Origin of the sequence: uncultured Polaribacter sp. (assembly GCF_947495205.1) — a bacterium.
GTDB lineage: Bacteria > Bacteroidota > Bacteroidia > Flavobacteriales > Flavobacteriaceae > Polaribacter.
Genome location: NZ_CANLXV010000055.1, coordinates 1 through 221, shown reverse-complemented (window position 1 = coordinate 221; position 221 = coordinate 1). Strand labels below are relative to the sequence as shown.

Annotated in this window: 1 pseudogene; it reads right to left on the bottom strand. The window is 28.5% G+C overall.

The window, feature by feature from the left end:
• Positions 1-221 (bottom strand): annotated as a pseudogene (locus tag Q0762_RS13980) (IS3 family transposase); the annotation flags it as partial.

Here is a 221-nt window from a genome sequence, read left to right as displayed (position 1 = left end):
CTAAACTGATGTTTAGAATCGGTTGTTGTTATATAGTTTTTTAATTTTGGAACAAGAAGATTATGCATTCTTAAAACACTGTAAAACTTATCTCTACCAATTTTAATATCATTGGCTATAAAGTCTTGTTTTAGTTCGCTGTAAAGCTTTATTCCACCAGTTCTCATTCCCACAGACTTTCTATAATTTAAAACCAAAGCAACTATTTTTTGTTGATTGAT